At 43.3% G+C, this 492-nt stretch carries 1 protein-coding gene; it reads left to right on the top strand.

Annotated elements, in window-relative coordinates; all coding sequences use genetic code 11:
* Positions 1-492, top strand: a 492-nt coding sequence (locus ACODSB_RS23990) for a hypothetical protein (protein WP_488938890.1), incomplete at both ends; no start/stop codon positions are given.

Here is a 492-nt window from a genome sequence, read left to right as displayed (position 1 = left end):
TTACAGCAGGTTCAACTACAATAACAGTAAATCCATTACCACAGGGAAGTTTAACAGCAAATGGTCCATTTTGTTTAACAGGTTCGGGGCAGTTAACTTTTACTGCCACAGCAGGAACTGGTCCATATACAATTGTTTACAAAGAAAACGGAGGGGCTGACCAAACTGCAGCGGGAGTTGTGAGCGGAACACCGTTCGCCACTTTTACAACGCCAGTTAATGCAACAACAACTTATACATTAGTTTCAGTAACCGGATCAAATACTTGTGTGAGAAATTCTGGTTTTACAGGAAGTTCAGCTACAATAACGGTTAATCCATTACCTCAGGGAAGTTTGAGTGCCAATAGCCCATTTTGTGCAACAGGCTCTGGACAATTGACATTTACTGCCACAGCAGGAACAGGTCCATACACAGTTGTTTATAAAGAAAACGGAGGAGCTGACCGCACAGCAACGGGAGTTGTAAGCGGAACACCATTCGCCACTTTTA

It is taken from the genome of Flavobacterium sp. FG68 (assembly GCF_057808895.1).
The sequence above is the reverse complement of the archived record's forward strand: the minus strand, read 5'-3'. Positions and strand labels throughout refer to the sequence as shown.